Below are 16,942 nucleotides of genomic sequence, written 5' to 3'. Positions count from 1 at the left end.
ATAATTAAAATGCAAAACAGGAACAGCCCAGCGCCCCCCAGAAGGCATTATCATCCGCAACCGGCACAGACGATTTACGGGCGATATCATGCTGATGTCCGTGAATATGACACGAACCGCAGCACTGGTGTAACTGATTCAGAATCGCCGCTTTATTTTCCTGCTGTAAATAAGAGTAATGTCCCGGGACTTTAATAACCGGTGACCAGTCAGGTAATACCGGAATTGACGGCGGTGCCAGCGGTCCGAAAATACCGTTACCGTAAACAACCTCGCCGTTCACCACCGTCAGCAGGGATTCAATCGCTTTAATTCCCGCTTCCGGTACACGGAAATAATCATCAGATAAGGCAATAAAATCCGCAAACTGTCCTGATTTAATCTGCCCTTTTTTGCCCTGTTCATCAGAGAACCAGGCGCTGCCGATAGTCCATAACTCCAATGAGGTATCTCTGTCTAACCGGTTATTGTCGTCATACATCTTCATGCCGCCGACTGTCCGGCCTGATACCAGCCAGTAAAGGGCTGTCCACGGGTTATAACTGGCTACGCGCGTCGCATCTGTTCCCAGACCGACCGGCACCTCTGCATTCAGCATTTTCGCCACCGGCGGCGTGTGTTTCACCGCTTCATGACCATACCGATCCGCAAAGTATTCCCCCTGGAAGGCCATACGATGCTGAATTGCCAGTCCGCCGCCCAGCGCTTTTACCCGTTCAATATTTTTCTCACTGATGGTTTCCGCATGATCGAAAAACCAGTGCAGGCCGTTAAACGGGATCGCTTTATTTACTTTTTCAAACACATCCAGCATACGGCTGATGGATTGGTCATAAGTGGCATGCAAACGAAACGGCCAGCGGTGCTCAACGAGGTGGCGGATCACAGCTTCCAGCTCCGCATCCATATTGTCCGGCAGATCCGGTCTTGGTTGCAGAAAATCCTCAAAATCAGCCGCAGAAAATACCAGCATTTCCCCCGCACCATTGTGACGGAAAAAATCAGTTCCCTCTCCCGGCGATACCATCGATGTCCATTCGTGAAAGTCCTCCAGCTCCTGTTTCGGGCGCTGGGTAAATAAGTTATAGGCGATACGGATAGTCAGCTGATTCTGTTTTGCCAGTTCCGCGATCACCTCATAATCTTCCGGATAGTTCTGGAATCCGCCCCCGGCATCAATCGCACTGGTTACCCCGAGACGGTTAAGTTCGCGCATAAACTGACGGGTTGAGTTAACCTGATAATCCAGCGGCAGTTTCGGGCCTTTCGCCAGCGCGGAATACAGCAGCATGGCATTGGGTTTGGCAATCAGCATCCCGGTCGGGTTACCGTGCTCATCCCGCTGAATTTCGCCGCCCGGCGGATTCGGGGTATCTCTGGTATAACCGATCACCCGCAATGCCGCTTTATTCAGCAACGCACTGTCATAAAGATGCAGCACAAAAACCGGCGTATCCGGTGAAACCGCATTGATTTCATCTAATGTCGGCATCCGTCTTTCGGCAAACTGGAATTCACTCCAGCCTCCCACAACGCGGACCCACTGCGGTACCGGTGTCACATCGGCCTGTGCTTTTAACATCGCCAGGGCATCCGATAATGACGGCACCCCTTCCCAGCGTAATTCGAGGTTATAATTCAGTCCGCCGCGGATAAGATGAAGGTGGGAGTCATTCAGGCCGGGAATAATCACCTGCCCTTTAAGATCAATAATCTCTGTTTCTTCATTCCGGAACTGCATAACTTCATCGTTGGTTCCGACAGCAATAAATTTGCCGTCACGGACAGCGACGGCCTGAGCAACGGGATTTTCACGATCGAGTGTATGAATATCACCGTTGATAAATATTTTTGATGCGACGCGTTTATTCATGATGATGTGTTTCCTGTTTATGAGGAATTCACTGCTTATCAAATACTGTTGCGGCAAGCGGTATCGAAAAAAATAACCGGAGAGTAATCTCCCCGGTTATAACGCTGTTACTTAATAACGCGCTGAGGTGCTTTATGAACCATAGTATAGGCATAATCAACACCCATGCCGTAAGCACCGCTGTACTCCTGAACCAGCCCCATCACTGCGTCATAGGTTTCTTTGCGGGCCCAGTCGCGCTGATACTCCAGCAATACCTGCTGCCAGGTCACAGGAACAGCCCCGGCCTGCACCATACGATCAATGGAACGTTCATGTGCATCAACTGAGGTACCGCCGGAGGCATCAGTCACAATATAGACTTCATAACCTGCTTCAATCGCCATTAAGGTCGGGAAATTTAAGCAGACTTCTGTCCATAATGCCGCCATGACTAATTTTTTACGCCCGGTGGCTTTAACCGCTTCGACAAATTTCGGGTCTTCCCAGGAGTTCATGGAGGTACGTTCGATAGGTGTTGATTCAGGATGGACGGCGAGTAATTCAGGCCAGATATATCCGCTGAAGCTTTCTGTTTCAACGGAGGTATAAATTGTCGGCACATTGAAAATTTTTGCTGCTTTTGCCAGACCAACGGTATTATTTTTCAGTTGCTGGCGGTCAATATTAGCCACACCGAAAGCCATTTGCGGCTGATGATCAATAAAAATAACGGCAGAATTTTGCGGATTTAACAGTTCTAATTTAGACATAATGTGTTCCTGTTCAATTGGTTAAATTGATAAAAATAAATATTAATCTTGCTCACTGACAGGAAACATAATAGGCCGGCACCGGATAATGACCAGATGCCAAATTTGACTTTAGAAGTCAAAAATAATGAACGATATTTGTTATCTGTTGATTATGTTGGTTTTTATGCTGGTTTATTCAGAATAAACGGCAAAACACCCGTTAAGATGAAGCAATATTGATCACCTCCCCACACCCAACAGAAATACCAAAGGAATAATCATAAATTTGTGGAAATTAAGCGCTATCATAAATATAAAAAGATCAGACACCGGTTAAGTCGGTGCCTGCCATATCATTACTTTCTTTTTGTACTACTTACCGCCTCTACTTTCCCATTGACATCTTCGATAAGAAATGAAACATCAATAGCTCTGTGATCCGGTTTAGTGCCTCTTTTTTGTTTTTCTTTTAAAACAGTAACAGCCGTATAACTGTATCTGTTTCCCGTCTGATACTGAAAGTCAGGGATCGGCAAACATTTATTGCTTTCTAATTTTATTAAGCTTGATGTGTAATCAACTCTTGCAATTTCTTTTTGTTCTTTAAAACTAAAAATTTCTATAAATTGAATATATTCATCATCAAAAGATGTCGGTGATTTCACACAAATTTTGTTTGTGTCAATACTAACATCCCCATTGACTATTGTTGGCCTTGGGTCATTAGTATGCCAGCACGCACCAAGCATAAAAACCAAAGGGATAATTATAAACTTATGCATAACCGGCTCCTATAAAATAGAACTTGGCAGTACTGACCTATAGATATCCTGTATGGTATCAGTGTCTATTTTATTACTTATACGAATATAGCCATCCTGAATACCATAAATAAACCTGGCGACGCCATATGTTTTCAGAATAAAATAATCAGCGACTATACTGGCTTGTTGCTCCATGCCGTAATCACTTAATTTTTTCTTTCTATCAAGTGAATAGTTGTAGTCAACAAAGTTACTAAACAGTCCTCTTGTTCTGACCCACATCCCATTTTGATGCTGCCAGACATGCGTAACTTCATGAATAAACATATGTTTGTTAATAATTGATTCTTCCGAAAAATCATGCTTATACAACGCTGCTCTAAAGTAAATATCCCCATTAGGTGCCATTGCCACATTTTCTGACTGCATGCCGAATGGGAGATAACTATCGCAATGAACCCAAACATTATATGACATTGAATTTCCGAATATAGTTTTAGCCATTGCCATTTCACCAAGCGTTATTTGCCTCAGCATCGGTTCTTTTATTTCTTTCTTCTTATTTTCCTGCGTAATAATACCCATACAAACTCCTTTTATATGTCATTACTCATATCATCTTTATTTATAGCCTTTTTAACTTATTACTTCCAGTGTTTGTTTTTCGTACACAATTCAATCCGGATAACAAAAAAGCCACCAGTAACTTACTGATGGCTTTCGGTTTTCTGATAATTACCGGTAGTTAAAAACTATAGGTATATCATTCCCACTCAATCGTCGCCGGTGGCTTGCCGCTGACGTCGTACACGACGCGGGAAATACCGTCAACTTCATTGATGATGCGGTTGGAGACGCGGCCTAACAGGTCGTATGGCAGATGTGCCCAGTGAGCGGTCATAAAGTCGATGGTTTCGACGGCGCGCAGTGAGACAACCCAGTCGTATTTACGGCCGTCGCCCATAACGCCGACAGAGCGTACCGGCAGGAAGACAGTGAATGCCTGGCTGACTTTGTGGTACAGATCCGCTTTGTGCAGCTCTTCGATAAAGATAGCATCGGCGCGGCGCAGGATGTCACAGTACTCTTTTTTCACTTCGCCCAGTACGCGGACACCCAGACCCGGACCCGGGAACGGATGGCGGTACAGCATATCGTACGGCAGACCCAGTTGCAGACCGATACGGCGGACTTCGTCTTTAAATAGTTCGCGCAGCGGCTCAACCAGCCCCAGTTCCATATCTTCCGGCAGGCCGCCGACGTTATGGTGAGATTTGATCACGTGCGCTTTACCGGTTTCAGAGGCGGCAGATTCGATCACATCCGGATAGATAGTGCCCTGTGCCAGCCATTTGACCTGCTTCTGTTTTGACGCTTCTTCATCAAAAATTTCAATGAATGTATGGCCGATAGCTTTACGCTTGGCTTCCGGGTCTGCAATGCCTTTCAGGGCATTCAGGAAACGGTCTTCCGCTTTGGCGTGGATAATATTGAGGTCAAATTTGCCCGCAAACATCGCCATAACCTGCTCTGCTTCGTTCAGGCGCAGTAAGCCGTTATCCACGAATACACAGGTCAGGCGCTTGCCGATAGCACGGTTTAACAGCATGGCAGTCACAGAGGAGTCCACACCGCCGGAGAGCGCCAGGATGACATGGTCGTCACCAATCTGCTCACGCAGACGGATAACGGTGTCTTCGATAATGGCTTCCGGGGTCCACAGCGCTTCACACTGACAGATATCCAGCACGAAACGTTTGAGGATTTCCTGGCCCTGGTGAGTATGGGTCACTTCCGGGTGGAACTGTACACCGTAGAAACGTTTTTCGTCATTTGCCATGATCGCAAACGGACAGGTTTCGGTGCTGGCGACGGTCACGAAATCAGACGGGATAGCAGTGACTTTGTCACCGTGGCTCATCCACACATCCAGCAGCGGTTTGCCGTTGTCATCCAGCATGTCGTGGATGTCACGGAACAGTTCGCAGGTTTCGCGGATTTCAACCTGTGCATAACCGAACTCGCGCTCGTCAGAGGTTTCCACTGCACCGCCGAGCTGCATAGACATGGTCTGCATGCCGTAGCAGATGCCGAGAACCGGTACGCCGGCGCTGAAGACATATTCAGGTGCGCGCGGGCTGTTGTGTTCAGTGGTGCTTTCCGGGCCGCCGGAGAGAATAATACCGTTCGGATTGAAATTACGGATCTGTTCTTCAGTGACATCCCATGCCCACAGTTCACAATAAACACCGATTTCACGGATACGGCGCGCGATCAGCTGAGTGTACTGCGATCCGAAGTCGAGGATAAGAATGCGGTGCTGATGAATATTCGTTGTCATTAAAGTATGTTCCAAAAGCAAACAATTATAGGCTGGCGGTCCGCAGACCGCCGCATGAATCAGAGACCTGAACGGTAGTTTGGTGCTTCTTTGGTGATAGTCACATCATGAACGTGACTTTCCTGAATCCCGGCACCACTGATACGGACAAACTCTGCTTTAGTATTCAGTTCGTGAATAGTTGCACAACCGGTCAGTCCCATGCAAGAGCGCAGGCCGCCCATTTGCTGGTGAACGATGGTTTTCAGCACGCCTTTGTAAGCCACACGGCCTTCGATACCTTCCGGCACCAGTTTGTCAGCGGCGTTATCGGTCTGGAAGTAACGGTCAGAAGAGCCTTTGGACATCGCGCCGAGTGACCCCATACCACGGTATGATTTGTAAGCACGACCCTGATAGAGTTCCACTTCACCCGGAGATTCCTCGGTACCGGCGAACATCGAACCGACCATCACACATGCCGCACCGGCTGCCAGCGCTTTCGCGATATCACCGGAAAAACGGATACCTCCGTCAGCGATAACCGGAATACCGGTGCCTTCCAGTGCCTCAACAGCATCGGAAATAGCGGTTAACTGCGGTACGCCCACGCCGGTTACGATACGGGTGGTACAGATAGAACCCGGGCCGATACCTACTTTCACTGCGCTGACACCCGCTGCCGCCAGGGCTTTCGCGCCTTCGGCTGTGGCGACGTTACCGCCGATAATTTCAAGTTCAGGGTATTTTTCACGGGTTTCACGGATGCGCTGTAACACGCCTTCGGAATGGCCGTGGGAGGAGTCGATTAACAGAACGTCCACACCGGCAGCCACCAGCGCATCAACACGCTCTTCGTTACCGGCACCGGCACCGACTGCCGCGCCGACACGCAGACGGCCGTGCTCATCTTTACAGGCGTTTGGTTTGCGCTCTGCTTTCTGGAAATCTTTTACGGTGATCATGCCGAGCAGATGGAAGGAATCATCCACCACCAGCGCTTTTTCCACGCGGCGCTCGTGCATTTTTTTCAGAACCACTTCGCGGGCTTCGCCTTCACGGACGGTCACCAGGCGCTCTTTCGGCGTCATAACGGCAGTCACCGGCTGATCCAGGTCAGTCACAAAACGCACATCACGACCGGTGATGATACCGACTAATTCATTATCAGTCGTGACCACCGGATAACCGGCAAAGCCGTTCTGTTCAGTCAGGGTCTGAACTTCGCGCAGTGTGGTACACGGAGTCACCGTCTGCGGATCAGACACCACGCCGCTTTCGTGTTTTTTCACACGGCGGACTTCATCAGCCTGACGCTCGACAGACATATTTTTGTGAATAAAACCGATGCCGCCTTCCTGGGCAAGGGCAATCGCCAGACGGGCTTCCGTTACGGTATCCATCGCCGCCGAGATCATCGGGACGTTCAGACGGATTTTCGCGGTGAGTTGTGTCGATAAATCGGCAGTGTTGGGCAGAACAGTGGAGTGAGCAGGAACTAAGAGAACATCATCAAAGGTTAAAGCTTCTTTTTTAATACGTAACATGTGCAATATCTCACCAGGCAGCAGGATTGAAAGAAGATAAAATATTGCCGCGGCATTATACAGGTGGTAATCGGTTGCGCCTAGCCTTTTTTTCAAAAATTCGTTGCTAATCTGTCAGAAGGCGGTAGTATCGGACAATTAAGTCCTTGTTTTATTATTTGATCTGGCTCACATGTTGCTACCTGAAAATACCGCAATTTTTACTGTTACCCGGTTAAATACAACTGTCCGGCAGTTACTCGAGCTGGAGATGGGCCGGATTTGGATCAGCGCGGAGATCTCCAACTTTTCGCGTCCGTCTTCCGGTCACTGGTATTTTACCCTGAAAGATGAAAAATCCCAGGTGCGGGCAGCCATGTTCCGCGGCAATAACAGCCGTGTGACATTTGCGCCGCAGAACGGGCAACAGGTGCTGGTACGCGCCGCGATCACACTCTATGAGCCGCGCGGGGATTATCAGCTGATTGTTGAATCTATGCAGCCCGCCGGTGAAGGTCTGCTTCAGCAGCAGTTTGAGTTGCTGAAAGAGAAACTGAAAGCCGAAGGACTGTTTGATACCCATCTGAAAAAACCGCTGCCGGTGCCGGCCACCTGTGTCGGTGTCGTGACATCTGCCACCGGGGCCGCCCTTCACGATATTCTGAATATTCTGCGCCGCCGTGATCCGTCACTGCCGGTGATTATCTACCCCGCTCAGGTTCAGGGTGCTGATGCACCGGCACAGATTGTCCGCGCGATTGAAACCGCCAACCGCCGTAATGAATGTGATGTGCTGATTGTCGGGCGCGGCGGCGGTTCACTGGAAGATTTATGGAGTTTCAATGATGAACGGGTGGCACGGGCGATTTTTGCCAGCCGTCTGCCGGTGATCAGTGCCGTCGGTCATGAAACCGATATCACTATTGCCGATTTTGTCGCGGATTTACGGGCACCAACGCCGTCTGCGGCGGCAGAACTGGTCAGCCGTGACCTGACAGAGCGCCTGCGGCAGATCCAATCCGTACAACAACGGCTGGAAATGGCGATGGATTATTTTATTGCCAGAAAACAGCGGCTGTTCAGCCAGTTACATCACCGGTTGCAGCAACAGCATCCGCAACTGCGTCTGGCGCGGCAGCAACAGCTGATTCAGCGTCTGGAGCAACGGCTGGTTCAGGCCGGACAGCTTATGCTGACACAAAAGTCCCGTCAGCTTTCACACGCTGAACAGCGTCTGATGCGCCGGGATCCGCGCCCGCAACTGCAACAGCAGCAGCGCCATGTTCAGCAGTTGCAGTACCGTCTCTCCTCCGCTATGCGTGAACAGCTCAGTCAGCAGCGCGAGCGGTTTGCCCGTCTCTGTTCAACCCTCGAGGGTGTCAGCCCGCTGGCAACGCTCAGCCGGGGCTTCAGTATCAGCCAGACGGACAGCGGTGAGGTGCTGAACAAAACCCGTCAGGTAAAAGTCGGGCAGAAAATCACCACGCTGTTACAGGATGGCAGTGTGGAGAGTGAAATTATCGCCGTACACAAAAAAGCGGCTGCCCGTAAACGGAAAGCCGCTGAGTAATATACGATTTTATCGGTGACACTGTCACACATTTGGTGACAGTGTCACGAAGGCTCTTGCTCATCCACCATCAGCAGGAACACATAACCGAGTGCCACATCCCACAAATAGTTGAACCGCCCTGACTTACCACCGTGCCCCGCTTCCATATCGGTATAGAGCAGCAGCAGATTGTCATCCGTCTTCAGTTTCCGCAGTTTTGCCACCCATTTTGCCGGTTCCCAGTACTGGACCTGAGAATCATGCAGGCCGCTGGTCACCAGCATATTCGGATAGGCTTTCGCCTCAATGTTGTCATAGGGGCTGTAGGCACGGATATCGCGGTAAGCTGATTCATTTTCCGGATTACCCCACTCGTCATATTCGCCGGTGGTCAGAGGAATGGACGGATCCGACATGGTAGTCAGTGCATCCACAAACGGCACCTGTGTCACGATACCGCGATACAGCTCCGGCGCCTGATTAATCACCGCGCCCATCAGCAACCCGCCTGCACTGCCGCCGGTGGCGTAGATCCGGTTTTCCGCGCCGTAACGCCGGGCAATCAGTTCGCGTGTCACATCAACAAAATCATTAAAGCTGTTGATTTTATGCTGCATCTTTCCGGCATTGTACCAGCGTTTACCCAGTTCACCGCCGCCGCGGATATGCGCCTGAGCATAAACAAAACCGCGATCAAGCAGGCTCAGCCGGTTAGCGTCAAAATCCGGATCCATACTGGCACCGTACGCACCATAACCTTCAATCAGCAGCGGATTGAATCCCGGCTGATAGTGACCTTTATGCCAGACCAGTGAAACCGGTACCTGTACGCCATCACGGGCGGTGATCCAAATCCGTTCACTGTGATAATTATCCCGCTGAAAACCGTTTACCTGCGCCTGTTTCAGCAGTACCCGTTCGCCGCTGACCATATCCAGCTCATACACCGATACCGGTGTCGTCATCGAGGTATAACCGTAGCGCAGCAACTGACTGTCCGGCTCCGGATTCAGCCCGAGCCACGCACAGTAAGCACCATCATCAAATGCAACGTGTGTTTCTTTCCCGCTCTGCCGGTGAATAATGCGGATCTGCGGCAGTGCGGCGTGCCGTTCCTGTAACACCAGCCAGTCACAGAACAGTGTGAAATCTTCCAGATCGGTATCCGGCTGCGGCGCAATCAGGGTTTGCCACGGCTTTTCCGGTGCATTCGTCTGATAGAGACCAAACAGTTCGTTTTCATGATCAGAGCGGATATAAAACTGACCATCCAGATGATCGACGTGATACTCACGCCCGTCCTGACGCGGTGAGAAACAGACCGGTGACTGTAGCGGGTCATTAGCATTGATCAGATGAACTTCAGACGTTACCGGGCTGTGACAGCCGATAAAAATCCATTCACGGGAGGATGACAGGGATAACCCGGTATAAAAACGGTCATCGTCCTCGCGGTATACCAGTTCATCCAGTGTGCTATCTGTGCCGAAACGGTGGCGATATACCTCAAACGGCAGCAATGTCTGCGGATCCTGACGGACGTAGAACAGCACCGAACCGTCAGCAGACCAGACCAGATCGTCAGCCACTTCAGTCAGCACGGATTCCTGCCAGTGATTATCGGTCAGATCACGATAAGCCACCTGATATTCACGGCGGCCGACTTTATCCTCGGCAATCGCGATGCGGCGGTTATCCGCACTGACCACCAGAGAGACCAGCTCATAATAGGCCAGCCCCTGTGCCCGTTCATTGCCGTCCGCCAGCACTTCCCACTGGTCGCTGTTTATGTTGCACCGCTCATACAGCGGATACTCTTTGCCCGCTTCAAACCGGGTGCGGTAAATATAGCCATTGTAAGTGTATGGCGCGGATTCATCCGCCTGCGGCATGCGGGCGACCATCTCCTCATACAGCGCTTCGCGCAGCGGCGCTGCCGCCTGCAATTTCTGCTGTGCATAGCAGTTTTCATCCGTCAGATACTGAATCACCTGCGGATCACTGCGGGTATCATCCCGCAGCCAGTAATAGTTATCCGTCCGGGTTTCACCGTGAGCAGTGAACTGTACCGGGCGTTCCGGGGCGTGCGGGATAGTCATTCCGGCTCCTGATAAGATCTTTTTTTGTTGTGATGTCATAAAAATTTACTAAATGTTGCTCTCTGTTCTGCGATTCCGCACTATGATAATAACGTTTTTATTTGTTTTATTGCTTATTTATCGCCGGATTATCACCGGTTCAGGAGGTTACAATGAAACAGTACCGCGTTGCTGTTGTTGTCGGTTCGCTGCGTGAGCAGAGTTACAACCGTCAGCTGGCGCATGCTCTTGTCTCTCTTTTCCCTGCACACATTCAGTGTGAATTTGTCAGTATCGGCTCACTGCCGCTCTATAATCAGGACTGTGATGCGCAACCGCCTGCTGAGGTGCTGGCATTCAAACAGCAGATTTCACAGGCTGACGGTGTGATTTTTGTTACACCGGAATATAACCGTTCTATCCCGGGTGTGCTGAAAAACGCACTGGATCAGGGCTCCCGTCCGTGGGGACAAAACAGCTGGGATAACAAACCGGCCGCTGTAATCGGTACTTCTGCCGGCGCGATGGGTACTGCAATGTCACAGCAGCATCTGCGCAATGTGCTGGCATTCCTGAATATGCCGACACTCAATCAGCCGGAAATGTACCTGCAGTGGTATGACGGCATGATCGGTGAAAACGGTAAATTCAGTGAAAAAACCGGTGCGTTTGTGCAGAAATGGGCAGATGCCTATGTCCGTTTCCTGGAAGCACACCACGAATAAAACCGGCGGGCAGATTCAGCGGAATGTCAGCTGCTGCCCGGTATTAAAATCGTCCGCATTCAGGGCATGACGCCCTCTGGCACCGGTACAGTGACAGCCGTACACCCGGGTTTGCGGATCCACTGCCTTCTGTGCCCGGCGCAGTGCTGCCGGTGTTGCCCGGCGCAGATGCAGCCCGCCGACCACCGCCTGCACCGGCGCATTATCTGTCAGAGCCCGCGCATGCTGTATCACTGACTCAATGCCTGAATGACTGCAACCGGTGATAATCACAATACCCTCCTCCCCGTGCCAGATCAGAAAACTGTCATCACGGACATAGTCCGCCTCTCCGTTACTGAGCAGAACCCCGTAGCGGCGCACCACTGCCCGCTGCGTGATTTCTCCGGCGAACAGAAAACGCGGTGAGATAGCATACGGTTTTTCCGTCAGCACAAACTGATAGTCACGGCGTAATGTTTCTTCACAAAACGGCGGTGATAACCGCTTAAATTTCAGCGGGTAACTACCCAGCCACAATGCCGCCCGGCGCGGCTCGAAAATATGCGGGTGTGCAATCACTTTCAGCGGTGACGGCAGATTATGCCGTTCTGTGCGGGTTAATCCGCCGAAGTGGTCATAATGACCGTGCGACAACACCACGGCATCAATATTGTCCAGTGAAATTCCCAGTGCCTGCGCGTTACGGATATAGGTATCATCCGCTCCGGTATCAAACAGCAGCGAGGTTTCCCCGTCCTCCAGCAGCAGGCTGAGACCGGCGTGAGAATCCAGTTTCGGGTCAGTATTCGTATTTTCCAGCAGTGCGGTGATACGTAACATGGATGATAATCCTGAAAGATAAATGTATTCTGCCGTTATATATAACACAGTACTTTCCGCTATAACGTATCAGTATTGTACCGCAGAGCGCAGATTATGATTTAATTCAGTTAATGTTAATAAATCAGCATGACCGGGCTGTAAAATTGTTAAATAATAGCCACCGGCACAGACTTTCAGGAGTTCCGCATGGGAATTATTACCGCTTTTGCAAAAAGCATCGATAACAGCCAGCTCTTACGCCTTTTGCATCAGCAAATAGAAAAACAGGACGCACCGGTAGCCTGCCGTGACGATCTGGATGATCAGCTCACCGATATCGCCGCCTATATGCACGATGAACATTATCCCGCCCTCGCGGCACGCCGTAAAAAGGTCAATATTCTGACCGGGTTACTCGCCCTGCCGGTATTATTTTTCTCTCTGCTGCTGTTCTCACAGAAGATTGCTGATACCCTGTCACTGAATATTGATATCAGCTATTTCTCACTGGCCCTGCTGGATTACAGCCTGACTTATATCTGGGCCGTGTTTATTTATGCTGCTGTATTGTTCGGTACCATTTTTTATTTTTATTTTCTGCAAAGGCAGACCGAAAAATATGCCGGGCATCTGATTGATGATTTTATAAACCGGATATCACAGTAACCGGGATTAATTAAGGGTAGATTAAGCCCCGTTGCCACACTAATTTGCCTGCGTTGTCACAGTAATCGTCAATGCTATACTGCAATCCGCTTTTACAGAGAGAGAAAAAAACGTGCAAATTCTATTAGTCGAAGACGATTTACAATTAGGCAAAGCGCTGTGCCGGGGACTGGAACTGGCCGGTTTCCGGGTGTGCTGGCTGCGTTTACTGGCCGATGCCCGTAAGCGACTGACAGAACAGCATTTTGACCTGATGCTGCTGGATCTGGGATTACCGGACGGCGATGGTTTTGACTCTCTGGTGGAGTGGCGTAACAACGGAGAACAAATCCCGATTATTATTATGACGGCCCGCAATCAGCGCGATCATCTGGTGAATTCCCTCGATTCAGGGGCGGACGATTTTATTTCCAAACCGGTTGAACTGCCGGAATTAATCTCCCGGGTAAAAGCGGTTTCCCGGCGTATTGCCGGTTTTTCCTCGCAGTTATGGAAAGTGGATAATATCACCCTGAACCCGATGAACCATCAGGTGACACTGAACGACGAGTTATTACTGCTCTCCGGCAAAGAATATCAGCTGTTATATGAATTAATGCGCAATACCGGCAATGTGGTGCGTAAACATGAGCTGGAACAACGATTATTCGGGCTGGACGATAAAATCGAAAGCAATTCCCTGGAGGTGCATATCCATAATCTGCGCCGCAAGATCGGCAAAGAAAAAGTGATTACCGTCCGCGGAATCGGCTATCTGCTGAAAAAGGACAGCGAATAAGTGAGAATCCGCTCATTCTTTGTTTATACCGTCCTCCTTCAGACCTTTTCGATGCTCCTGCTGTGGGGCGTCTGGATAGCCTGGCTGAAATACGCATATCTGCCCGGTTTAAGTGAAGATTTTAATGCCCAGCAGATGGTGATTGCCCGCGGTGTATCTGACACGCTGCGGGAAACCCCCACAGATTCCGCCACTTTTCCGCAGATTGCCCGCGCCCTGGAGAGTATGTACGCCAACGCGATGAAAAGCGGGCTGGAAGAGGAGAATTATGATCCGCTGGTCGCGATTCTGCACAGCACAACCGGTGAGGTGTTATACAGTAATAAGCCGGATGTTCATATTCCGCTGAAACCGGACGGCATTGAGCGTTTCAGCGAGAACGGTGAAACCTGGTATCTCGCTTACCATACCGACCCGGATATGCAGCGCACTTCAGTTATCGGAGAATCCGGCACTGACCGCCATATGCTGATCGGCGACCCGGCAACCGGCACCGCTGTCCCGCTGCTGTTTATTCTCGGCACTATGCTTTCGTCCACGATTATCACCACCTACCTCAGCCTGCGTCCGCTGCGTGAAACCACCCGCAGTATCGCCACCCGTAATCCCGGCAACCTGACACCTATCAGTATGAAGTATCAGTACAATGAAATGCGTCCTGTGCTGCATGCCATCAACCAGCTGATGCAGCGGGTGGATGCCGCCAATATGCGGGAAAAACAGTTTATGGCAGATGCCGCCCATGAGCTGCGCACCCCGATTGCTGCTGTACTGGCACAAATTCATCTGCTCAAACAGATTGATGACCCGGCAGAACGCAACGAAATTACCGCGGATATGGAAATCAGTCTGGATCGCGCGGTATCGCTGTCACGGCAGCTGATTGATCTCGCCCGGCTGGAAACGGAAGATTATCCGCTGAAAATGGAAGAGATCGACCTGACCCAGGCGCTGAGCCACGCCATTGCCATGCTGGTGCCCTACGCCCTGCGCAAAAATATTGAGTTTTCTTTCGACGGCCCGGACAGCTGCATTGTTGTCAGCGATAAACAGGCGCTGTTCTCCATTATCAACAATATTCTGAATAATGCGGTGAAATACTGCCCGCCGGACAGTCAGGCAGAAGTTTCGCTGGACACCGGCAATCCGGAGGAAGTGCAGATTATTATCCGCGATAACGGCAACGGTATCAGTGAGCAGTACCGTCACCGCCTGTTTTCACGCTTTTTCCGGGTGCCGGGCTGCAGTGAAAACGGTAGCGGCCTCGGCCTTGCCATTGCACAGAATCTGGCGGAAAAAATCGGCGGCTATCTCTCAGTAACGGAAGGATTGCAGCAGCGCGGTATCGGGTTTGTGATCCACATTCCGGTAAAAAACCGTGAATTACCGGCTGCTTCCCATGACAGTTCTGAAACATAAGACTATGCTGAAAAAAGCCGGAACAGGAGGGACAGATGAAACAGGCTCTGATTATTATCGATCTTATTAATGATATTACCGGGAAACACGGGCTGTCAAACGCCTGCCATGAGCAGACCGCCGCCCGTAACCTGATTGCAGCCACACGGGAAACCGCCCGTCAGGCACGGCAGCGGGCGATCCCCGTGGTATGGGTGCGGGTCGGGTTTGCGGATGACTGGCATGATATCCCTGCCGGATCACCGATGTTTCAGCGGGCAAAAGAGATTGGTGCCCTGAAACTGAGCGGCAGCGGTTGTGACTGGGCAGACGGTACCGATGTGCAAAAAGAGGATATCTGCTTTGTGAAAAAAGGTGTCAGTGCCTTTGCGGGAAATGATTTGCTGGTCTGGCTGCGTAAAGCCGGAATCGGACACCTTGTTCTGGCTGGCGTCAGTACGGTGATGGCCATTCAGAGCACCGCGCGTTATGCCCACGACAGCGGGTTTTATGTCTCGGTGGCGGAGGATCTGTGTGCCGCCCCGACAGCGGAACTGCATCAGATAAGCCTGGAGATGCTCCGCCCGATGGCAACTATCACCACATCCGCCGCCTGGCTGGCACAATAACGTTTCATTAATCCGCGCAGTGATGCTGCGCGGTTTTCTCTGCTTACCACAGCGACAGCAGATAACGCAGCAGCGCAGTCACAATCGCGGCAGCCAGCACAATCACCAGGAACGGCTTTTTATACCACGTCAGCAGCCCTGCGACTGCCACACCGGCCATTTTCGGCCAGTCAGATAATTCCTGCCCGCTGAAAATCGTCATCGTTACCGCGACAGCAAACAGAATGACAATTGCGCCCATGGAAAGCAGATTTTTAACGTGTGATGACACCGAGAAACGCCCGCTGAGCAACGCCCCGGAAGCCCGCATAGCATACGTACCGACCGCCAGCAGCGCGATCCCTGTCAGAATGGATAATGTATCCGGCATTACGCTCTCCTCAGGCTGACCACCAGCCCCAGCAGTGATAACAGCACCGGGATCCCCGGCGGTAAAAATGGCGTGGCCGCCAGAGCAATAATTGCCCCCAGCAGAGCAGCACGGCGTGTTTTCGCCTCACGCAGTGCAGGCAGACACAATGCCAGGATAATCGCCGGGAACATGGCATCCAGCCCCAGCGCTTTGGTATCGACAATAAAGGTGCCGAGAAACTCGCCGATAATCGTCCCCAGCGGCCAGCACAGAAAAATCCCCAGCCCGCACAGCCAGAAGGCGGCTTTCTGTTTGTCTTTTTGTTTTTCCGCCAGACCGAACACCACACTCTCATCATTAAGAATATGGAAGCCCAGCAGTTTTTTCGGGCCCTGACCGGCAAGATCATGCACCGCGAGGCTGAACGGCACATGACGGGCATTGACCAGTAACCCGGCCAGCGCCGCAGACACCGGACTGCCGCCGGCCGCCACAACGCCGATAAACAGAAACTCTGACGCCCCTGCCAATACAACCAGGGACAGTGTCAGCGGTACCCAGAGCGGAAAACCGTTGGCATGCGCCAGCGCCCCGTAGGAAACGCCGACAATTAAATCCGCCACACAAACCAGCAAAATATTGCGGATCATGGCATTATCGAGTGGAATAGCGAGTTTCATTGCGATAGACTTATAAATTGAACGATACGTTCATTATGTCGAACGATTTAAATTACGCAAGTG

16 protein-coding genes are annotated in these 16,942 nt (G+C 50.9%); 6 read left to right on the top strand and 10 right to left on the bottom strand.

What is annotated here, in order from left to right:
• Positions 1-4 precede the first annotated feature (4 nt).
• The 6 genes from N7387_RS14300 to guaB form a co-directional block, all read right to left on the bottom strand.
• The gene (locus N7387_RS14300; protein ID WP_279799817.1) at positions 5-1,873 is read right to left on the bottom strand and encodes an amidohydrolase; all 1,869 of its coding nucleotides are present in this window, start codon (positions 1,871-1,873) and stop codon (positions 5-7) included.
• A gap of 107 nt (positions 1,874-1,980) precedes the next feature.
• The gene (locus N7387_RS14295; RefSeq protein WP_279799816.1) at positions 1,981-2,625 is read right to left on the bottom strand and encodes a hydrolase; all 645 of its coding nucleotides are present in this window, start codon (positions 2,623-2,625) and stop codon (positions 1,981-1,983) included.
• Positions 2,626-2,963: 338 nt separating this feature from the next.
• On the bottom strand, positions 2,964-3,389 hold the full coding sequence (locus tag N7387_RS14290; RefSeq protein ID WP_279799815.1) for a putative T6SS immunity periplasmic lipoprotein: 426 nt from the start codon (positions 3,387-3,389) through the stop codon (positions 2,964-2,966).
• Positions 3,390-3,398: 9 nt separating this feature from the next.
• Positions 3,399-3,956, bottom strand: coding sequence for a type IV secretion protein Rhs (locus N7387_RS14285; RefSeq protein ID WP_279799814.1), 558 nt, complete (start codon positions 3,954-3,956; stop codon positions 3,399-3,401).
• A gap of 178 nt (positions 3,957-4,134) precedes the next feature.
• The gene (gene guaA, locus N7387_RS14280; RefSeq protein WP_279799812.1) at positions 4,135-5,712 is read right to left on the bottom strand and encodes a glutamine-hydrolyzing GMP synthase; all 1,578 of its coding nucleotides are present in this window, start codon (positions 5,710-5,712) and stop codon (positions 4,135-4,137) included.
• Between the two features lie 59 nt (positions 5,713-5,771).
• Positions 5,772-7,238, bottom strand: coding sequence for an IMP dehydrogenase (guaB, locus tag N7387_RS14275; RefSeq protein WP_279799810.1), 1,467 nt, complete (start codon positions 7,236-7,238; stop codon positions 5,772-5,774).
• A 172-nt stretch (positions 7,239-7,410) separates the two neighbouring features.
• Between guaB and xseA the strand changes: the two genes are divergently transcribed.
• Positions 7,411-8,787, top strand: coding sequence for an exodeoxyribonuclease VII large subunit (gene xseA, locus N7387_RS14270; RefSeq protein ID WP_279799809.1), 1,377 nt, complete (start codon positions 7,411-7,413; stop codon positions 8,785-8,787).
• A gap of 44 nt (positions 8,788-8,831) precedes the next feature.
• Here xseA and N7387_RS14265 read toward each other — a convergent pair whose 3' ends face one another.
• Positions 8,832-10,868, bottom strand: a complete 2,037-nt coding sequence (locus N7387_RS14265; RefSeq protein WP_279799806.1) for a S9 family peptidase — start codon at positions 10,866-10,868, stop codon at positions 8,832-8,834.
• Positions 10,869-11,020: 152 nt separating this feature from the next.
• Here N7387_RS14265 and N7387_RS14260 point away from each other — a divergent pair, with 152 nt between their 5' ends.
• On the top strand, positions 11,021-11,572 hold the full coding sequence (locus N7387_RS14260) for an NAD(P)H-dependent oxidoreductase (RefSeq protein WP_072867666.1): 552 nt from the start codon (positions 11,021-11,023) through the stop codon (positions 11,570-11,572).
• Positions 11,573-11,587: 15 nt separating this feature from the next.
• On the opposite strand, the gene N7387_RS14255 is transcribed toward N7387_RS14260, so the two are convergent.
• A complete protein-coding gene (locus tag N7387_RS14255) occupies positions 11,588-12,394 on the bottom strand; it encodes an MBL fold metallo-hydrolase (protein WP_279799803.1) in 807 nt (268 codons plus the stop codon).
• A 189-nt stretch (positions 12,395-12,583) separates the two neighbouring features.
• On the opposite strand from N7387_RS14255, the gene N7387_RS14250 reads away from it, so the two are divergent.
• From N7387_RS14250 to N7387_RS14235, 4 genes are all read left to right on the top strand, one after another.
• Complete coding sequence (locus N7387_RS14250) at positions 12,584-13,042, top strand: DUF6097 family protein (protein WP_279799801.1); 459 nt, start codon at positions 12,584-12,586, stop codon at positions 13,040-13,042.
• 112 nt (positions 13,043-13,154) lie between these two features.
• Positions 13,155-13,820 carry a response regulator gene (locus N7387_RS14245; protein WP_025154421.1) on the top strand — a complete coding sequence of 222 codons (666 nt, stop codon included), beginning with the start codon at positions 13,155-13,157 and terminating at the stop codon, positions 13,818-13,820.
• Positions 13,821-15,239, top strand: coding sequence for an ATP-binding protein (locus N7387_RS14240; protein WP_262861875.1), 1,419 nt, complete (start codon positions 13,821-13,823; stop codon positions 15,237-15,239).
• A gap of 35 nt (positions 15,240-15,274) precedes the next feature.
• The gene (locus N7387_RS14235; protein ID WP_279799797.1) at positions 15,275-15,847 is read left to right on the top strand and encodes a cysteine hydrolase; all 573 of its coding nucleotides are present in this window, start codon (positions 15,275-15,277) and stop codon (positions 15,845-15,847) included.
• Positions 15,848-15,890: 43 nt separating this feature from the next.
• On the opposite strand, the gene N7387_RS14230 is transcribed toward N7387_RS14235, so the two are convergent.
• Positions 15,891-16,217, bottom strand: a complete 327-nt coding sequence (locus N7387_RS14230; RefSeq protein ID WP_262861330.1) for an AzlD domain-containing protein — start codon at positions 16,215-16,217, stop codon at positions 15,891-15,893.
• Positions 16,217-16,879: an AzlC family ABC transporter permease gene (locus tag N7387_RS14225; RefSeq protein WP_262883036.1), complete on the bottom strand. Its 663-nt coding sequence runs from the start codon at positions 16,877-16,879 to the stop codon at positions 16,217-16,219. Before N7387_RS14225 ends, N7387_RS14230 begins: the two co-directional genes overlap by 1 nt.
• Positions 16,880-16,942: the final 63 nt, after the last annotated feature.

Source organism: Morganella sp. GD04133 (genome assembly GCF_029835375.1).
GTDB classification, from domain to species: domain Bacteria; phylum Pseudomonadota; class Gammaproteobacteria; order Enterobacterales; family Enterobacteriaceae; genus Morganella; species Morganella morganii_B.
This window is presented reverse-complemented; position numbering and strand designations above follow the sequence as displayed.